At 73.9% G+C, this 17,216-nt stretch carries 18 protein-coding genes; 10 read left to right on the top strand and 8 right to left on the bottom strand.

The features are described 5' to 3' along the window. Positions 1 to 163: 163 nt before the first annotated feature. From GCU56_RS04825 to GCU56_RS04805, 5 genes are all read left to right on the top strand, one after another. Positions 164 to 1,309, top strand: coding sequence for an acyl-CoA dehydrogenase family protein (locus tag GCU56_RS04825; RefSeq protein ID WP_163480372.1), 1,146 nt, complete (start codon positions 164 to 166; stop codon positions 1,307 to 1,309). Positions 1,310 to 1,321: 12 nt separating this feature from the next. Further along, a complete protein-coding gene (locus GCU56_RS04820) occupies positions 1,322 to 2,614 on the top strand; it encodes an MFS transporter (RefSeq protein ID WP_163480371.1) in 1,293 nt (430 codons plus the stop codon). Positions 2,615 to 2,771: 157 nt separating this feature from the next. Further along, positions 2,772 to 2,966: a DUF3046 domain-containing protein gene (locus GCU56_RS04815; protein WP_163480370.1), complete on the top strand. Its 195-nt coding sequence runs from the start codon at positions 2,772 to 2,774 to the stop codon at positions 2,964 to 2,966. Between the two features lie 175 nt (positions 2,967 to 3,141). Then, positions 3,142 to 4,185, top strand: coding sequence for a recombinase RecA (recA, locus tag GCU56_RS04810; protein ID WP_163480369.1), 1,044 nt, complete (start codon positions 3,142 to 3,144; stop codon positions 4,183 to 4,185). A 7-nt stretch (positions 4,186 to 4,192) separates the two neighbouring features. Further along, the gene (locus tag GCU56_RS04805) at positions 4,193 to 4,855 is read left to right on the top strand and encodes a RecX family transcriptional regulator (protein ID WP_163480368.1); all 663 of its coding nucleotides are present in this window, start codon (positions 4,193 to 4,195) and stop codon (positions 4,853 to 4,855) included. 72 nt (positions 4,856 to 4,927) lie between these two features. Here GCU56_RS04805 and GCU56_RS04800 read toward each other — a convergent pair whose 3' ends face one another. The 5 genes from GCU56_RS04800 to GCU56_RS04780 form a co-directional block, all read right to left on the bottom strand. After that, a complete protein-coding gene (locus GCU56_RS04800; RefSeq protein WP_163480367.1) occupies positions 4,928 to 5,350 on the bottom strand; it encodes a hypothetical protein in 423 nt (140 codons plus the stop codon). An 85-nt stretch (positions 5,351 to 5,435) separates the two neighbouring features. Continuing rightward, positions 5,436 to 6,329 carry an amino acid ABC transporter permease gene (locus GCU56_RS04795; protein WP_163480366.1) on the bottom strand — a complete coding sequence of 298 codons (894 nt, stop codon included), beginning with the start codon at positions 6,327 to 6,329 and terminating at the stop codon, positions 5,436 to 5,438. Further along, positions 6,326 to 6,973: an ABC transporter permease subunit gene (locus GCU56_RS04790; RefSeq protein WP_163480365.1), complete on the bottom strand. Its 648-nt coding sequence runs from the start codon at positions 6,971 to 6,973 to the stop codon at positions 6,326 to 6,328. The genes GCU56_RS04795 and GCU56_RS04790 overlap by 4 nt, the downstream gene beginning before the upstream one ends. A 75-nt stretch (positions 6,974 to 7,048) precedes the next feature. Then, the gene (locus GCU56_RS04785) at positions 7,049 to 7,939 is read right to left on the bottom strand and encodes a glutamate ABC transporter substrate-binding protein (protein ID WP_163480364.1); all 891 of its coding nucleotides are present in this window, start codon (positions 7,937 to 7,939) and stop codon (positions 7,049 to 7,051) included. Positions 7,940 to 7,961: 22 nt separating this feature from the next. Beyond that, on the bottom strand, positions 7,962 to 8,717 hold the full coding sequence (locus GCU56_RS04780; RefSeq protein ID WP_163480363.1) for an ATP-binding cassette domain-containing protein: 756 nt from the start codon (positions 8,715 to 8,717) through the stop codon (positions 7,962 to 7,964). Between the two features lie 123 nt (positions 8,718 to 8,840). Here GCU56_RS04780 and miaB point away from each other — a divergent pair, with 123 nt between their 5' ends. Further along, entirely contained in the window at positions 8,841 to 10,307 is a 1,467-nt protein-coding gene (miaB, locus tag GCU56_RS04775; protein ID WP_163480362.1) for a tRNA (N6-isopentenyl adenosine(37)-C2)-methylthiotransferase MiaB, read from the top strand. Between the two features lie 57 nt (positions 10,308 to 10,364). Here the strand turns inward: miaB and GCU56_RS04770 are convergent, their stop codons facing one another. Both GCU56_RS04770 and GCU56_RS24425 read right to left on the bottom strand, forming a co-directional pair. Next, a complete protein-coding gene (locus GCU56_RS04770; RefSeq protein WP_163480361.1) occupies positions 10,365 to 11,069 on the bottom strand; it encodes an alpha/beta fold hydrolase in 705 nt (234 codons plus the stop codon). A gap of 19 nt (positions 11,070 to 11,088) precedes the next feature. Further along, the gene (locus GCU56_RS24425; RefSeq protein ID WP_163480360.1) at positions 11,089 to 12,774 is read right to left on the bottom strand and encodes a DUF349 domain-containing protein; all 1,686 of its coding nucleotides are present in this window, start codon (positions 12,772 to 12,774) and stop codon (positions 11,089 to 11,091) included. A 40-nt stretch (positions 12,775 to 12,814) separates the two neighbouring features. Between GCU56_RS24425 and GCU56_RS04760 the strand changes: the two genes are divergently transcribed. Genes GCU56_RS04760 through dapF form a run of 3 tightly spaced genes read left to right on the top strand, consistent with a single transcriptional unit; the run spans position 12,815 to position 15,329 of the window. Next, the gene (locus tag GCU56_RS04760) at positions 12,815 to 13,546 is read left to right on the top strand and encodes a hypothetical protein (protein ID WP_345771636.1); all 732 of its coding nucleotides are present in this window, start codon (positions 12,815 to 12,817) and stop codon (positions 13,544 to 13,546) included. After that, on the top strand, positions 13,543 to 14,466 hold the full coding sequence (miaA, locus tag GCU56_RS04755; RefSeq protein ID WP_163480359.1) for a tRNA (adenosine(37)-N6)-dimethylallyltransferase MiaA: 924 nt from the start codon (positions 13,543 to 13,545) through the stop codon (positions 14,464 to 14,466). The genes GCU56_RS04760 and miaA overlap by 4 nt, the downstream gene beginning before the upstream one ends. Next, the gene (gene dapF / locus GCU56_RS04750; protein ID WP_345771635.1) at positions 14,463 to 15,329 is read left to right on the top strand and encodes a diaminopimelate epimerase; all 867 of its coding nucleotides are present in this window, start codon (positions 14,463 to 14,465) and stop codon (positions 15,327 to 15,329) included. Before miaA ends, dapF begins: the two co-directional genes overlap by 4 nt. 4 nt (positions 15,330 to 15,333) lie before the next feature. Here dapF and GCU56_RS04745 read toward each other — a convergent pair whose 3' ends face one another. Further along, complete coding sequence (locus GCU56_RS04745; protein WP_163480358.1) at positions 15,334 to 15,558, bottom strand: hypothetical protein; 225 nt, start codon at positions 15,556 to 15,558, stop codon at positions 15,334 to 15,336. 148 nt (positions 15,559 to 15,706) lie between these two features. On the opposite strand from GCU56_RS04745, the gene hflX reads away from it, so the two are divergent. Beyond that, positions 15,707 to 17,194: a GTPase HflX gene (hflX, locus tag GCU56_RS04740; RefSeq protein ID WP_239521747.1), complete on the top strand. Its 1,488-nt coding sequence runs from the start codon at positions 15,707 to 15,709 to the stop codon at positions 17,192 to 17,194. The last annotated feature ends 22 nt before the right edge of the window (positions 17,195 to 17,216 follow it).

Raw genomic sequence — 17,216 nt, 5'->3', positions numbered from 1 at the left:
GGGGTGGAGGGACACCCGATCCGGCTACGGGCCGGGTGGCCCGGCCCGCGTCCTCGCCGGGGAGTCCGCCGCCGACCGGGCCCGCGGACACCGGCCACAGGCCGGGGCCGGTCGCCGCTGAGCCGTCTGGGGAACGGTCGTGGGGTCGGGCACACTGACGGCCATGCGCCGTTCCCTGTACGAGGCCGAGCACGAGGACTTCCGTGACATGGTCCGTGCCTGGGCCGAGAAGACCGTCGTCCCCTTCCACGCCCAGTGGGAGAAGGACGGGATCGTGCCGCGCGACGTGTGGACCTCTGGCGGTGCACAGGGCCTGCTGGGCATCGACATGGACGAGCAGTACGGGGGCGGCGGCGTCCGGGACTTCCGTTACCTGGCCGTCGTCGACGAGGAGCTCATGCGGATCGGCGCCACCGGTGTCGGCTTCACCCTGCACAACGACGTCGCCGGGCCCTACCTGCGCGACCTGGGGACCGACGAGCAGAAGCGGCGGTGGCTGCCGGGCTTCTGCAGCGGTGAGCTGATCACCGCGATCGCCATGACCGAGCCGGGGGCGGGCAGCGACCTCCAGGGCATCCGGTCGACGGCCCGCCGCGACGGCGACTCCTGGGTGCTCACCGGGTCCAAGACCTTCATCACCAACGGCATCAACGCCGACCTCGTCATCGTGGTGGCCCGCACCGATCCCGACGCAGCCGGCTCCAAGGGCCTCAGCCTGCTGGTGGTCGAGCGCGACATGCCCGGCTTCTCCCGCGGCCGGAACCTCGAGAAGGTCGGCCTCAAGGCGCAGGACACCGCCGAGCTGTTCTTCGACGGGGTCCGGGTGCCCGCCGAGAACCTCCTCGGCACGGAGAACCGCGGCTTCTACCACCTGATGGAGAACCTCCCGCAGGAGCGGTTGTCCATCGCCGTCGGCGCCGTGGCCGCGGCCGAGGCGGTGCTCGCCCACACCCGTGAGTACGTCACCAACCGCACGGCGTTCGGCAAGCCGGTGAGCACCTTCCAGAACACCCGGTTCGTGCTGGCGGAGCTGCAGACCGAGCTCACGATCGCGCGCACCTTCGTCGACGAGTGCATGCGGCAGCTCAACGACGGCGACCTGACCCCCGTCGACGCGGCGATGGCCAAGTACTGGACGACGGAGCTGCAGAACAAGGTCGCCGACCGCTGCCTCCAGCTCCACGGCGGCTACGGCTACATGGACGAGTACTTCGTGTCCAAGGCCTGGCGCGACGCCCGGATCCAGCCCATCTACGGCGGCACGAACGAGATCATGCGGGAGATCATCGGCCGCTCCATGGGCCTGTAGGCCCGGCCGCGGGTGACCACCCAGGCGCACGTGGCGCTCGATCCGGCGCGGGTCCAGCGCCGGACCGTCGGCGTGCTCAGCGGGGGAGTGGCCCTCGGCGGGCTCGGGGTCACGGTGGGCATCACCGTCGGTGGCCTGCTCGCCCGTGACGTGGCCGGCACGGACACGGCGGCCGGCCTCGGGCAGACCGCCGGGGTGCTCGGTGCGGCCGTCATCGCGGTCCCCCTGGCCCGGATCAGCGACCGGGCCGGCCGGCGGGCGGGACTGGCGACCGGGTACGCGATCGCCGTGCTGGGGTCGGTGCTCACCGTCGTCGCCGCGGTGCTCACGTCGCTGCCGTTGCTGCTGGTCGGCCTCTTCGGGTTCGGCGCGGCGACCGCCTGCGGCCTGCAGGCCCGCTACGCCGCGGCCGACCTGGCCGCTCCGGAACACCGGGGGCGGGCGCTGTCCCTCGTGGTGTGGGCGACGACGGTCGGCTCGGTGCTGGGACCCAACCTCGCCGGTCCCGGCGCCGACCTCGGGCGCGCGTTCGGTCTCCCGGCGCTGGGTGGGGCCTTCGCCATCTCGGTCGTCGTCTTCGCCGTGGTGGCGCTCGGCCTGCTCCTGCTGCTGCGCCCCGACCCGCTGCTGCTGGCGCGGCGGCTCCGCGGTGGCGGGTCCGCGGCCGGCGTCCGGCCGCGGCGGGCCACCGTCTCGGCCGTACGCGCCGTCTGGGCCGATCCGCGCGGACGCCTCGGCCTGACCGCCGTCGTCGTCTCCCACGCCGTCATGGTCGGCGTGATGGTGATGACGCCGGTGCACATGGGACACGCGGGTGGGGCCGAGGGGACGACGCTGCGGGTCATCGGCCTGGTCATCAGCGTGCACGTGGCCGGCATGTACCTGTTCTCCCCGTTGGTGGGGCACCTGGCCGACCGGGCCGGCCGGCGGGCGACGGTCGCCGTGGCCGCCGGTCTCCTCCTGGCCGCGGCAGCGCTCGCCGGGACCGCCGCCCCGGGCGCGGCGGCCCAGCTCGGCGCCGGCCTGCTGCTGCTGGGCCTGGGGTGGTCGTGCGGGTTGATCGCCGGTTCCACGCTGGTCACCGAGTCGGTCGACGACGGTCAGCGGCCCACGGCGCAGGGCGGGACGGACCTGCTCATGGGCCTGGGGGCGGCGGTGGCCGGGGTGGCCGGTGGCCCGCTGCTGGCGGCCGGCGGGTACGGCTTGGTGGCGGGCGTGTCGGCGGCCCTCGTCGTCCCCCTGGTCGTGGTGTGGGCCGCGACCGCCGCGGACCGGGTGCCCGCCGGGGGTCAGCGGCCGCGGTAGTTCCGGTACACGAGGACCAGCGAGGTGAGCAGCGCGAGGGCGATGCCGATCTCGAGGACGAGGTCCCACGTCGGCGATCCGGTGGTGGGGAACACGCCCCCAGCGTAGGAGCGGGTGCCCCGGCGCGGGCTCGGCCGGGCGCGCTAGCGTCGGGGGCGTGCGCCTGCAGGAGTTCTGGTCCCGCCTCGCCGACCAGTTCGGCTCGATGCGGGCCCAGAGCGTCGCCAGCGACCACGTCTTCGCCGCGCTCGGCGGGCGCACGGCGGTCGAGGCCATCGACGCCGGCCTGCCGGTGCGCAAGGTCTGGCTCGCGATCTGCGAGGAGTACGACGTCCCGCGGAAGGACCGCTGAGTCGCCGAGGAGCGGCGTGTCACCCTGGCAGTCGAACACACGTTCGGTCTAGATTGGGCGGCGCAGTCCACAGGCCGGGCGTTCCTCCACAGATCGACCGGTTCGACCGGAAGTGTCAGATCCCCGCCCTAGCGTCGGTGCCGACCCGCTTCCCCGTGATCTGAAGGTGAACACCATGGCAACTCTCGACCGCGACAAGGCCCTCGACATGGCCCTCGCCCAGATCGACAAGCAGTTCGGCAAGGGCTCGGTCATGCGTCTGGGTGACAGTCCGGAGGTGGCCATGAAGGTCATCCCGACCGGCTCGATCGCCCTCGACATCGCCCTGGGCATCGGAGGCCTCCCGCGCGGCCGCGTCATCGAGGTGTACGGCCCCGAGGCCTCCGGCAAGACGACGGTCGCCCTGCACGCGGTGGCCAACGCCCAGGCCGGCGGCGGCATCGCGGCCTTCATCGACGCCGAGCACGCACTCGACCCCGAGTACGCCCGCGCGATCGGCGTCGACACCGACGCCCTGCTGGTCAGCCAGCCCGACACCGGTGAGCAGGCTCTGGAGATCGCCGACATGCTCATCCGGTCCGGCGCCCTCGACGTCATCGTCATCGACTCGGTCGCCGCCCTGGTGCCCCGCGCCGAGATCGAGGGCGAGATGGGTGACAGCCACGTCGGTCTGCAGGCCCGGCTCATGAGCCAGGCGCTGCGCAAGATCACCGGCGCACTGAACAACTCCGGCACCACGGCGATCTTCATCAACCAGCTGCGCGAGAAGGTCGGCGTGGTCTACGGCTCGCCGGAGGTCACCACCGGTGGTCGGGCACTGAAGTTCTACTCGTCGGTCCGGCTCGACGTCCGGCGCATCGAGACGCTCAAGCAGGGCACGGACGCCGTCGGCAGCCGGGTCCGCGTCAAGGTGGTCAAGAACAAGGTGGCCGCGCCGTTCAAGCAGGCCGAGCTCGACCTCATCTGGGGGACCGGGTTCAGCCGCGAGGGCGGTCTCATCGACATCGGGGTCGAGCAGGGCTTCGTCCGCAAGTCCGGCGCCTGGTACACCTACGACGGCGACCAGCTCGGACAGGGCAAGGAGAACGCCCGCGGCTTCCTGCGCGACAACCCCGACCTCGCCGACGAGATCGAGAAGAAGATCAAGGAGAAGCTGGGCATCGGTCCGCAGCTCGACGCGGCGGCCCCCACCGACCCGGTCGACCCGGTCGACTTCTGAGTCCCCGGTGAGCGGCTGGCCCGAGGCTCGAGAGCGCTCGTCTCCCGGCCGCCGGCGCGGCCGGCGTCCCGGACCGTCCCCTGACCCGGACGGTCCGGACGCCGCCTCGCCGGGCACCGGCGACGAGCCGGCGGACCCCGAGCAGGTCGCCCGCCAGATCTGTCTCCGGGCGCTCACCGGCGCCTCGAAGACCCGGCAGCAACTGGCCGATCTGCTGGCCAAGCGCGGGGTGCCCGACGATGCGGCCGAGCGGGTCCTCGACCGGTTCGGCGACGTCGGTCTCATCGACGACGCCGCCTTCGCCCGGGCGTGGGTCAGCTCCCGCCAGACCAGCCGCGGCCTGGCCCGGCGGGCGCTCAAGGCCGAGCTGCGCGCCAAGGGCGTCGACGGGGAGGTCGCCGACGAGGCGGTCGCACTCGTCGACGACCAGGAGGAGTGGGACGCGGCCCGCCGCCTGGTGGACCGACGGCTCCCCGGTCTCCGCCGGGTGGACCGGGTGACCGCCGAACGGCGCCTGCTCGGCATGCTGGCCCGCAAGGGCTACGGCGCCGGCTTGGCCGGCTGGGTCATCCGCGAGGCGTTGGACCGGGAACACGATGCCGCGGAGACCGCGGACGCGGACGTGCCCGGCGGCCAGGACGAGGTCGGGTTGGACGCCTGGCTGCCCTGAGCGGAGAGCCGAGGTCTGCGGGACGGGACCTCGCCCCCGGTCGTCGTCGGCGGTCGCTCGCCCCGGCGGAGGTCAGCCGGCGTCGCGGGCCGTGGCCGACCAGGCCGGCACGTCGATCGCCCGCCCGTCCGGGGACTCCTCGTCGGGCACCAGCCAGCCGCCCTCGGTGCCGAGGGCGTGCGCCAGCCACGCCTGGATCTGCAGATCGAAGGCGCGCTCGGGTGCGCCGGTGGATCGGCTGACGGGGCCGAGGAAGGTCAGGTCGGTCTCCTGGCCGTCCTCCAGCTGCAGCACCACCCGGCACCGCGACCGGCGGTGCCGGGCCGGAGGCACGACCTCCCGCACCACGGCCGTCTGTGCGCCGGCAGCGGCCGCGAAGTCGCCCGCAGCCGCCCGGAGCCGCGTCACGAACTCCTGCGCGGCGTCGTTGCGGCCGTCGGACAGCCGCACCATGGTCGGGAGCGGCGGGACGGCGGGGCGCAGGGCGGTGTCCACGAGGGAGATCTCGGCAGCCGGGGTGGTGGACGTGACCCTGTGCCCGGTCCCGGCCGGGGGGCACGGTCGGCCGGGGGCACCTCGCTCAGGCGGGACCGGTGGGTGCGCCGACCGGGGCCTCGGCCGACCCCGCGACCTCGGCGGTCGCGGCCGTCTTCTTGTCCCGGCGCGTGCGCCGCTCGACGTACTTCGCCAGCTGGGAGAGCAGCACGTTGAGCACGATGTAGATCAGCCCGGCCGCGACGTACAGCTGGAACGTGTACTCGTTGCCGAAGCGGGGTGTGAAGAACTCGACCAGGCTCCGGGCCTGCCGGAGGAGCTCGAAGTAGCTGATGATGAACCCCAGCGAGCTGTCCTTGAGGAGGACGACGAGCTGGGCCACGAGGACCGGCAGCATCCGCCGCACGGCTTGCGGCAGCAGTACCAGGCTCATGACCTGGGACTTGCGCATGCCCAGCCCGAAGGCGGCCTCCCGCTGGCCCCGGTCGACCGAGAGGATGCCGGCGCGGAAGATCTCGGCCAGGACGGCGGCGTTGTAGAGCACGAGACCGCCGGTCAGCGCGGCGAAGGCGCTGATCTGGATGCCGAACTTCGGCAGCACGAAGTACAGCGCGAAGATGACCACCAGCAGCGGGATGGCCCGGAAGAACTCGATCACCGTGACCGTGGGGATCCGCACCCACCGGTGGTCCGACAGTCGCCCGACCGCCAGGAGCAGGCCGAACAGCGTCGCCAGCACCATCCCGACGGCGGCCACGCGCAGGGTCCGCACGAGGGCCTCGCCCAGCGCCTGGGGCACGCCGGTGCGGGTGTCGGTGAGCACCGCCCAGCGCTGCGGGTCCAACTGCCCGTTCCCGCCCAGGCGCCACAGGACGAACCCGATGACCGCCAGGACGACCAGGCCGCCCACGATCGTGGCGATGCGGATCCGGGCCCGGGCCTTCGGCCCGGGGAGGTCGAACAGGAGCGTGCTGCTCATCGGAGGATCGCCACCCGTCGCTCGACGCGGCTGAGGACGAACGCCGCCGGCAGCGTGATGACCATGTAGCAGACGACGACGCCGAGCAGCACCAGCATCAGCTCGCCGGCGTTGGCGTTGACCAGGCGGGGGAGCAGCGAGCTCAGCTCGCTCACCGAGAAGCCGGCGGCGATCGAGGTGTTCTTCACCATGGCGATCAGCACGTTGCCCAGGGGCGGCACCACCGTCCGGAACGCCTGGGGGAGGACGACCTCGCGCAGCGACTGGCTGAAGGTCAGCCCGATGGCGCGGGAGGCCTCGGCCTGGCCGGCCGGGACGGCGTTGATGCCGGAGCGGACCGCCTCGCACACGAACGCGGCCGTGTAGAGCCCCACGGCGAGCACCGAGCCCGGGAAGAAGTCGATCACGAAGTCGATCTGCGGCAGGCCGAAGATCACGAAGAAGAAGACCACCGTCAGCGGGGTGTTCCGGAACGTCTCGACGTAGAAGGTGGACAGCGCCCGCAGCGGCGTGATCGGGCTGACCCGCAGGGCCGCCAGGAGCGTGCCGAGCACCAGCGCCAGCAGCCCGGCCAGGAGCGACAGGCTCAGCGTGGTCAGGAACGCGTCCCAGAAGAGGTCGAGGTTGTCGACGAAGAACTGCACGGCGCCTCCTCCCGAGGCCGGACCGGCGGGACGCCGCCGGGCGGGTCAGCACCCGCCCGGCGGCGTCCCCGGGGATCAGTAGCGGTCGACCTGCGGCGGCTCGGGGGCGTCCTCGCCGGTGATGGCGCCGGCGGTGCGGTCCCACGCGGCCGCCCAGTCGCCGTTCTCGAAGGACTCCTCGAGGACGTCGTTGATGAAGTCGCGGAACTCGGTGTTCCCCAGCTCCAGCCCGATGCCGTAGGGCTCCTCGGTGAACGGGTTGCCGACGAGCTCGAAGCCCTCGGGGTTGCCGGCGACCAGGCCGGTGAGGATGACGTTGTCGGTGGTGACGGCGTCCACCTGGCCGTTGGTCAGGGCGTCGGCGCACTTGGAGTACACGTCGAACAGCGTGAGGGTGGCCTCGGGGTAGTTGTCCCGGATGTTCTGCGCCGGGGTCGAACCCTCGACCGAGCAGACGTTCTTGCCGGCGAGGTCCTCGGGACCGGCGATGCCGTCGGGGTTGCCGGCCGCGACCATGATGTCCTGACCCGCCTCGTAGTACGGGCCGGCGAAGTCGACGAGCTGCTTGCGTGCGTCGTTGATGGTGTACGTCGCGACGACGATGTCCACCTGACCGTTCTGGATGAACGGCTCCCGGTTGGCCGACACCGTCTCCACCCACTCGATGTCCTCGGCGGCGATGCCGAGCTCGGCGGCGACGAGCTTGCCGATCTCGACGTCGAAGCCCTCGGGGACGCCGTCGGGGTTCAGCAGTCCGAAGCCCGGCTGGTCGTACTTCGTGCCGATGGTGATCGACCCGGCCTCGGCGAGCTCGGCCATCGTCGTCCCGGCCGGGAACTCGGCGTCCTCCTGCACCTCGACGGTGCTGTCGGCGGCTCCTTCGGCCTGCTCGCCGGCGTCGCTGCCACAGCCGGCCAGGACGAGTCCGAGCGCCGTCATCGAGACGGCGTAGCGGGTGATGCGCATGTGCGTTCCTTTCCTGTCGGGCTCAGTGGTTGAGGATCTTCGAGAGGAAGTCCTTGGCCCGATCGGACTGTGGGCGGGTGAAGAACGTCTCGGGGTCTGCGGCCTCGACGACCCGGCCGGCGTCCATGAACACGACCCGGTTGGCCGCCCGGCGGGCGAAGCCCATCTCGTGCGTGACGACGACCATCGTCATGCCGTCGCGGGCGAGCCCGGTCATGACGTCGAGGACCTCGTTGATCATCTCGGGGTCGAGGGCCGAGGTCGGCTCGTCGAAGAGCATCACCTTGGGGTCCATGGCCAGCGCCCGGGCGATCGCGACCCGCTGCTGCTGGCCGCCGGAGAGCTGGGCGGGGTACTTGTCGGCCTGCGCACCCACCCCGACCCGGTCGAGCAGCTCACGGGCCCGCTGCTCCGCCTCGGCCTTGGGCTTCCGGCGGACCTTGACCGGGCCGAGGGTGACGTTCTCGAGGATCGTCTTGTGCGCGAAGAGGTTGAAGCTCTGGAACACCATGCCGACGTCGGCGCGCAGCCGCGCCAGCTCCTTGCCCTCCTCGGGCAGCCGCTGACCGTCGATGGTGATCTCGCCCTGCTCGATCGCCTCCAGGCGGTTGATCGCGCGGCACAGCGTCGACTTGCCCGAGCCCGAGGGACCGATGACCACGACGACCTCGCCGCGGTCGATCGACAGGTCGATGTCCTGCAGGACGTGCAGTTCGCCGAACCACTTGTTGACGCCGGTGAGCCGGACGAGAGGCTCTCCCTTGGCGAGGCTGGTCACCTCCGCGACCCTAGGGCCGGCCGCGTACACGGGACGAACGCGGCGATCACGAAGGCGTAACGAACCCACCGGCCGGGTGACGCGGCTCACCGGAGGGTGCTGCGCCGTACCCTCGCTGTCGTCATGGGAACCGACCTGAGCCGCACCGACCCCTCCGCCCCGGCGCGGACCTACCGGGTCCGCACCTACGGCTGCCAGATGAACGTGCACGACTCCGAGCGCCTCTCCGGCCTCCTGGAGGCGGCCGGCTACACCGCCGCGGGGGAGGAGGACGACGCCGACGTCGTCGTCCTCAACACCTGCGCGGTGCGGGAGAACGCCGACAACCGGCTGTACGGCAACCTCGGCCACCTGCGGCCGGTCAAGGACGGCCATCCCGGCATGCAGATCGCCGTCGGCGGCTGCCTCGCGCAGAAGGACCGTGGGGAGATCGTCCGCCGCGCCCCGTGGGTGGACGTCGTCTTCGGCACCCACAACGTCGGCTCGCTGCCGGCGTTGCTGGAGCGGGCCCGGCACAACGCCGAGGCGCAGGTCGAGATCGCGGAGTCGCTGGAGGTCTTCCCCTCGACCCTGCCGGCCAAGCGGGACTCCGCCTACTCCGGCTGGGTGTCGATCAGCGTCGGCTGCAACAACACCTGCACGTTCTGCATCGTCCCGGCGCTGCGCGGCAAGGAGAAGGACCGCCGTCCCGGCGAGATCCTCGCCGAGGTGCAGGCGCTGGTCGACCAGGGCGTCCTCGAGGTGACCCTGCTCGGGCAGAACGTCAACGCCTACGGCGTGGAGTTCCGCGACCGCGGGGCCTTCGCCGACCTGCTGCGGGCGACCGGCCGGATCGAGGGCCTCGAGCGGGTCCGCTTCACCAGCCCGCACCCGCGCGAGTTCACCGACGACGTCATCGCGGCGATGGCCGAGACGCCGGCCGTCTGCCACCAGCTGCACATGCCGCTGCAGAGCGGCTCGGACGACGTGCTGCGGCGCATGCGCCGCGGCTACCGGCAGGAGCGCTACCTGGGGATCATCGACCGGGTCCGGGCGGCCATGCCCGACGCCGCGATCACCACCGACATCATCGTGGGCTTCCCCGGCGAGACCGAGGCGGACTTCGAGCAGACCCTCGACGTCGTCCGCCAGGCCCGCTTCGCCAGCGCCTTCACCTTCCAGTACTCCAAGCGCCCGGGAACGCCCGCGGCGGAGATGGACGACCAGCTGCCCAAGGACGTCGTCCAGGAGCGTTACCTGCGGCTGACCGCGTTGCAGGACGAGATCAGCTGGGCGGAGAACCGGGCGCAGATCGGCCGCAGGGTCGAGCTGCTCGTCGCGGCGGGCGAGGGGAGCAAGGACGCCGCACGCGGCCGGCTGTCCGGCCGGGCCCGCGACGGCCGGCTCGTGCACTTCACGGCGGCGGACGGCGTCCGGCCGGGTGACGTCGTGGAGACCGTCGTGACCCAGGCCGCCCCACACCACCTGATGGCCGACGGCGCCCTGCTGTCACACCGGCGCACCCGGGCCGGCGACGCCGCCGACGCGGGCACGAGGCCGACGACACCCGGCGTGCTCCTGGGCATGCCCCGGATCGGCGCGCCAGCCTGAAGGAGGACCCGTCCTCCTCACCGCTCGCAGGCTCGCGGTGAGCCTCGGACGAGGCCCTCAGGCCAGTTCGAGCAGCAGGTCGGTGAGCTCGCGGGGGCGGTTCTGGGGCACCAGGTGGGTCGTGTCGATCTCCCGGTGGTGCCAGGCCTCCGAGGCCCGCGCCCGGGCGGCGGCCGCCTCGAACGCCGGGTTGGCCGGCACCCCCGGCTCGTCGGCGGTGGCCCGGACGTAGGTGCGGGTGAACGGCCACTCCTCCAGCGGCCGCGACAGCCGCACCGGTTCGGTGAAGCAGCCGACCGGGTGCGGCGTCCGGCGCGGGGCGGAGAACGCGGCCTCCGCCGGGTCGTCGTACCGCCGCTGCGGACCCTCGACCAGCCAGGGCTCGCCCGGCTGCTGCAGGCCCGTCGCGGGCGCGCCGACCAGCCCGTACAGCGAGTCGCCGTCCGCAGGGACGAAGGCGTCGAGGTAGACCAGGTGGCGCACCCGGTCACCGACGGCGTCCAGGGCCCCGGTGACCACCATCCCGCCGTAGGAGAAGCCGACCAGCACGATGTCGTCGAGGTCCTCGTAGCGGACCAGGTTGACCACGTCGGCGACGTGCGTGCCGAGGCGGACCTGCGGGCTGACCAGGTGCACCCGTTCACCGATGCCGGTGAGACCCGGGGTGAAGACCTCCTGCGCGGCGGCCGAGAGCATCCGGCGCACGTGCCGGAACCCGTGGGCCCCGCCCCAGGCGCCGTGCACGAGCACGAACGTCGTCACGGGCATCCCCCCGTCGTCGTCAGCGGCGGCTGGCGGCCTTCTCCGCCTCGGCCAGCCATTCCCGGCGGGTCTCCAGGTTGGCCCTCGCCTCCGTGATCCGCCGGGCGTCGCCCGCCGCCTCGGCCTTGGCCAGCTGCTCCTCGGCCTTGGTCACCGCCGCCCGCATCGACGTGACCATCGGGTTCTCCGGGGCCACCCGGGCGCGGGTGTTGTCGACGGCGCCGCGGACGCGCTGCTCGACGGCCTGCATCCGGTCCTCGAGGCTGCGCATCGCCCCCCGGGGGACGTGGCCGATGGCGTCGTAGCGCTCCTGCAGCTTGCGCAGGGCGTTCTGCGCCCCACGGAGGTCCGTGCCGGGGTCGAGCTTCTCCGCCTCGGCGAGGATCTCCTCCTTCGCCTGCTGGTTGGCCACCTGCTCGCTGTTGCGGGCCTTGTCCGACTCGGTGCGGGCGGAGAAGAAGGCGTCCTGCGCGGCGCGGAACTGCTTCCACAGGTCGTCGTCGCCGTCCCGGCCGATGCGGGGCACGGCCTTCCAGCGGTCCATGAGCGTGCGCATGGCCGCGCTGGTCGCGCCCCAGTCGGTCGAGGAGGACAGCCGCTGCGCCTCGGCGATCAGCTCCTGCTTGGCGGCCCGGGCCTCACCGCGCTGCGCGTCGAGGGCGGCGAAGTGCGCGCCCCGGCGGCGGCCGAAGGCGTCCCGGGCGGCGGCGAACCGGGTCCACAGCGCCTCGTCGGTCTTGCGGTCGATCCCGCGGATGGTCTTCCACTCCTCGACGATGGCCTTCAGCCGGTCGCCGGCGGCCTTCCAGGCAGTGGACTCCGCGGCCAGCTGCTCGGCCTCGGCGGCCAGCGCCTCCTTGCGGGCGACCTGCGCGGCGCGGGCAGCCGCCTTCTCGGCGCGGGACTCGGCGGCCGCGGAGTCGGCCGTCTCGACCATCGCCCGGGCCCGGGCGGCCAGCCCGTCGAGGTCGCCGACCGCGGTGGCGGTCGGGATGGACTCCGCCAGGCCCTGCGCCTTGGCCTTGATCTCGCTCGGGTTGCCGGTGTGCGCCTTGAGCCGGGCCTCGAGCAGCGCCACCTCGGTGGCGAGGTCGTCGTAGCGCCGGGCGTAGTGCGCCAGCCCGGCAGCCGGCTCCCCGGCCTGCCACGAGCCCACCGCGCGCTCACCGTCCGCAGTCCGGACGTACACCGTGCCCTCGTCGTCGACCCGCCCCCACTGGGCCGGGTCCGACGGCGGGACGGCGCCCTCGGCGTGCTCCGCGGGGGCGGACGGCGCCGGTGCGTGGGCCGGGACGACCGTCCCCGGGACGACGGCGTCCGGCACGGCCGTCTCAGGGACGACGGCTGCCGGCTGCTCCGCGGCCGCCGGGCCGGGCTCCCCGGTGGCCGGGGCGACGCCTTCGGGGCTGCTCACCGCGGGACCGGCGTCCGCGGCGCTGCCGGCCTCGGGGCCGGCGTCCGCGGGGCTGCCCACCTCGGGCGCGGCATCCACCGGGGTGCTGATCTCGGTCGTGGCCTCTGCCGGGAGTCCGGCCACCTCGGGGGTGGCGTCCGGGCCCGGCTCCACGGTCGGGTCGGCGAGAGCGGCGTCGCCGGGCGTGGGCGCCGCCGCCGTCCCCGCCTCGGGGGCCACCGCCTCGGAACCGGCCGTATCCGGCGTGGGCAGCTGCTGCGAGTGGTCTGCGGGGTTCTCCGTGCTCGACACGCACCGCAGTCTCCCACGCCGCATCCGGGACACTGCTGCGGTGAGCTCCGTTCCGGCTCCACCCCCGGTCGACGGGGTGGTCGAACCCGGCCCCGTGACCGTCTCGGTCGCCTTCTGCCCGTGCCCGCCGCTGCTGCACCCTGCCGTGGCCGGCCGCGCGGCAGCCGACACCGCCCGCCTGCGCGCGGCCTGCGCCGAGGCGGTCGACGCGATGCTGTCGGTCCGGCCCGAGGTGGTGCTCGTCGTGGGCCACGACGCCCGCGGACGCTTCGGCGCCGGTGACGGCGGTGACCTGCGTGGCTTCGGCGTCGACCTCACCGTGCCCTTCGCCGGGCGGCTGCGGCCCGGCGGCCGGCGCACGCCGCTGGCGCTCACCCTGGGCGCCTGGCTGCTGGGCGAGGCCGGGCACGCCGGCCTGTGTCTCGGCGTGGGGCCCGACGACCTGGCCGGCGCGTTCGACGGCCTCCCCGGGCCGGTCGGCGTCCTCGCGATGGGCGACGGGACCGCGCGGCGCACCGCCAAGGCGCCCGGGTACCTGGACGAGGCGGCCGCACCCTTCGACGCCGCCGTGGCCGCCGCACTGCGCGCCGGGGACGCCCGCGCCCTGGCCGGACTCGACCCCGCGGAGGGGGAGCGGCTGCTCGCCTCGGGAGTGCCGACCTGGCGGGCACTCGGCGCCGTCCTCGCCGGCCGGCCGGTCACCGCCCGTTTGCACGCCGAGCAGGCGCCGTTCGGGGTCGGCTACCTCGTCGCGGACTGGGTGGTCCGATGAGCGGCCGGCCACCGGTGGTGGCGCTGGTCGGGCCGACCGCCACCGGGAAGACCGCCCTGGCCGTCGCGCTGGCGGCGCGGCTGGGCGGCGAGGTGGTCAACGCCGACTCGATGCAGCTCTACCGCGGGATGGACATCGGCACGGCGAAGCCCGACGCCGCGGAGCGGGCCGGGGTGCCGCACCACCTCCTCGACCTGTGGCACGTGCGGCAGGCGGCGTCGGTGGCGGAGTACCGGAGCGAGGCCCGCAGGGTGATCGACCGGCTGCGGTCCGCGGGCACGGTGCCGCTCCTGGTCGGTGGCTCCGGGCTCTACGTGCGCGCAGTCCTCGACGAACTGGACTTCCCCGGTACCGACCCCGTCGTCCGGGCCCGGCTGGAGGCCGAGCTCGCCGAACTCGGGTCCCTTCCGCTGCACGCCCGGCTGCGGGAACGCGACCCGGCCGCGGCCGACGCCGTGCTGCCGAGCAACGGGCGTCGGATCGTGCGCGCCCTGGAGGTCGTCGAGATCACCGGCGGGCCGTTCCGCGCGAGCCTGCCCGAGCCCCGGCCGCACTACCCGGCCGTCGTCGTCGGGCTGGACCGCGAGCCGGCCGAGCTCGACGCGCGGGTGGCGACCCGGGTGTCGCGGATGTGGGCCGCCGGACTCGTCGCCGAGGTGCAGGCGCTGGCCGCCGACGGTCTCCGCGAGGGCCCCACCGCCTCGCGCGCCCTGGGGTACGCCCAGGTGCTGGCCCAGCTCGACGGCGACCTCACCGCGGACGAGGCCCGCGAGCGCACCGTCACGGCCACCCGCCGGTTCGTCCGCCGTCAGCGCTCGTGGTTCCGCCGCGACCCGGCCACCACCTGGCTGGACGCGGGACGGTCCGACCTGGTCGACGCCGCGGCCGCCCTGGTCGCCGCGCCTACGATCGGCGCGTGACCGGGAACCGCGTGCTGGTGGGGCACGGCACGGAGAACGACTTCGTCGTCCTCCCCGACCCCGACGGCACGCGGTGGCCGGAGGACCGGCTGGACGCGGCGATGGTGCGCCGGCTGTGCGAGCGGCGGTCCGGTCTGGGCGGGGACGGCGTGCTGCGCGTCGTCCGCAGCGTGCACGTGCCCGACGCCGCCGACGCCCTCGGCGCGGACCTGGACCGCTGCGAGTGGTTCATGGACCACCGCAACGCCGACGGGTCCCTGGCCGAGATGTGCGGCAACGGCATCCGGCTGTTCCTGCACGTGCTGGTCACCGAGGGGCTGCTCGACCGGTCAGCGTGCGCGGACGGCGTCCTGGTCGGCACCCGCGGCGGCCCCCGGCGGGTGGGCGCCGCCGCCGACGGCTACTGGGTCGACATGGGCCCGGCGCGGCCCTTCGGTCGCGGGCAGGCCGAACTGCCCGGGACGGCCCTCCCGGGTCGGGCCGTCTCGATGGGCAACCCGCACCTCGTCTGCCTCACCGACACCGACGTCGCCACGCTGGACCTGACCACACCGCCGGTCGTCGATCCGGGGCTGTTCCCCGACGGCGTGAACGTCGAGGTGGTCAACGTGCTGGCGGCCGGCGCGCACATCCGGCTGCGGGTGTCCGAGCGCGGGGTCGGCGAGACCCGGTCCTGCGGCACCGGCGCCTGCGCGGCGGCGTGGGCGGCCCTCGAGGACGCCGGGACGCCCACGGGCACGGTCGCCGTCGACGTCCCCGGCGGCCGGCTGACCGTGCAGGTCGACGAGCGGACGACCGTGCTGACCGGCCCCGCGGTGGTCGTGGCCGCCGGCGAGCTCACCGCAGAGTGGCTCGCCGGCTGACGGCTCACTCCGTCTTGTCGGCCGACCTCAGGTTCTCCGACTCGTCCGGGGCCTCGGGCATCATCGACTGCCCGGCGGTGCCGGGACTGCCCTTCGGCTGGCCGCTGCCGCTGTCCTGGTCCGGACCGCCGCCCAGCGGGTTGCGCGGCACGCCCAGGCCCTTGGGGTCACGACCCGGGTCGTCCAGCTCGCTGTCCGCGCCCAGGCTGCTGCTTCCGGTCTCACTCATCGGGCCCTCCTCGGGTTCGGTCGTGGTCGGGCCCTACCCGCCCGCGGACCCGGCACGCCTGCCGGGATGGTTGTCCGGGGTGGCGGTGTTGTAACGGGCGATGACAACTCAGATGCCCCAGGTGCTGGGGTCTGCCACGCTGGACACGATGACGACAGCACACGACCGCGCCGTCCACGAGGTCGCCGAGGAGCGGGCCGTCGTAGCGCCCGCCGACGAGCCGACCCGCCCCGCCCCGGCCGGGCAGTGGGACGAGGACGACGACACGACCGGCTCCTACGAGCGCGAGGCCCGCGGTGCCCTGCGCCGGGTCGCCGGACTCTCCACCGAACTCGCCGACGTCACCGAGGTCGAGTACCGCCAGCTGCGTCTCGAGCGCGTGGTGCTCGTCGGGGTCTGGACCGAGGGGACGCAAGCCGACGCCGACCGCTCCCTGGCCGAGCTCGCCGCTCTCGCCGAGACCGCCGGGTCCGAGGTCCTCGAGGCGGTCAGCCAGCGGCGCGACAAGCCCGACGCGGGCACCTACGTCGGCTCCGGCAAGGCCGCCGAGATCCGCGACATCGTCGCCTCGACCGGCGCGGACACGGTCATCTGCGACGGCGAGCTGACCCCGGGCCAGCTCAACCAGCTGGAGAAGATCCTCAAGGTCAAGGTGGTCGACCGGACCGCGCTGATCCTCGACATCTTCGCCCAGCACGCCTCCAGCCGGGAGGGCAAGGCGCAGGTCGAGCTCGCCCAGATGCAGTACATGCTGCCGCGCCTGCGTGGCTGGGGTGAGTCGCTGTCCCGCCAGGCCGGTGGCCGGGTGGCCGGCGGTGGCGGCATCGGTACCCGCGGTCCCGGTGAGACGAAGATCGAGACCGACCGTCGGCGGATCCGGGCGCGGGTCAGCAAGCTCCGCCGGGAGATCGCCGGCATGGCCACCGCACGGGCCACCCAGCGGGCCAGCCGCGGACGCAACGCCGTGCCCAGCGTCGCGATCGCCGGCTACACGAACGCCGGCAAGTCGAGCCTGCTCAACCGGCTCACCGGTGCCGGCGTGCTCGTGGAGAACGCCCTGTTCGCCACCCTCGACCCCACGGTGCGCCGGGCGGAGTCACCCGACGGCCGCGAGTACACGCTGACCGACACCGTCGGGTTCGTGCGGCACCTGCCGCACCAGCTGGTCGACGCCTTCCGCTCGACGCTCGAGGAGGTGGCCGCCGCCGATCTGCTGCTGCACGTCGTCGACGGCGCCGACCCCGACCCGCTCGGCCAGATCGACGCCGTCCACGTCGTCCTGGGGGAGATCGACGCGGCGGCCGTGCCGGAGCTCATCGTGGTCAACAAGGTCGACGCGATGACCGAGGACGACGTGCTCACCCTCCGGCGCGCCCTGCCCGGAGCGGTGTGGGTGTCGGCGCGCACGGGGGAGGGCATCGAGCAGCTCCGGGAGGTCCTGGCGGCCCGCCTGCCGCACCCCGACGTCGACGTCGACGTGCTGGTCCCCTACGACCGGGGTGACCTGGTCGCCCGGGTGCACCGGGACGGCGAGGTGCTCAGCGAGCAGCACGAGCCCGACGGCACCCGGCTCGCCGCCCGGGTGGACGGCGCGCTGGCCGCGGCCCTGCAGGAGTTCGGCGCTCCGGTCGCCTGACCGGCGCCGCACCACCCGGTCG

This window comes from Geodermatophilus sabuli (assembly GCF_010686765.1).
GTDB lineage: Bacteria > Actinomycetota > Actinomycetes > Mycobacteriales > Geodermatophilaceae > Geodermatophilus > Geodermatophilus sabuli_A.
The sequence above is the reverse complement of the archived record's forward strand: the minus strand, read 5'-3'. Positions and strand labels throughout refer to the sequence as shown.

Bases quoted from the DNA above. Each gene is read 5' to 3' on its own strand.
- GCU56_RS04825 (WP_163480372.1), top strand. From the start codon at position 164: ATGCGCCGTTCCCTGTACGAGGCCGAGCACGAGGACTTCCGTGACATG.
- recA (WP_163480369.1), top strand. From the start codon at position 3,142: ATGGCAACTCTCGACCGCGACAAGGCCCTCGACATGGCCCTCGCCCAG.
- GCU56_RS04795 (WP_163480366.1), bottom strand. From the start codon at position 6,329: ATGAGCAGCACGCTCCTGTTCGACCTCCCCGGGCCGAAGGCCCGGGCC.
- GCU56_RS04785 (WP_163480364.1), bottom strand. From the start codon at position 7,939: ATGCGCATCACCCGCTACGCCGTCTCGATGACGGCGCTCGGACTCGTC.
- miaB (WP_163480362.1), top strand. From the start codon at position 8,841: ATGGGAACCGACCTGAGCCGCACCGACCCCTCCGCCCCGGCGCGGACC.
- miaA (WP_163480359.1), top strand. From the start codon at position 13,543: ATGAGCGGCCGGCCACCGGTGGTGGCGCTGGTCGGGCCGACCGCCACC.
- GCU56_RS04745 (WP_163480358.1), bottom strand. From the start codon at position 15,558: ATGAGTGAGACCGGAAGCAGCAGCCTGGGCGCGGACAGCGAGCTGGAC.
- hflX (WP_239521747.1), top strand. From the start codon at position 15,707: ATGACGACAGCACACGACCGCGCCGTCCACGAGGTCGCCGAGGAGCGG.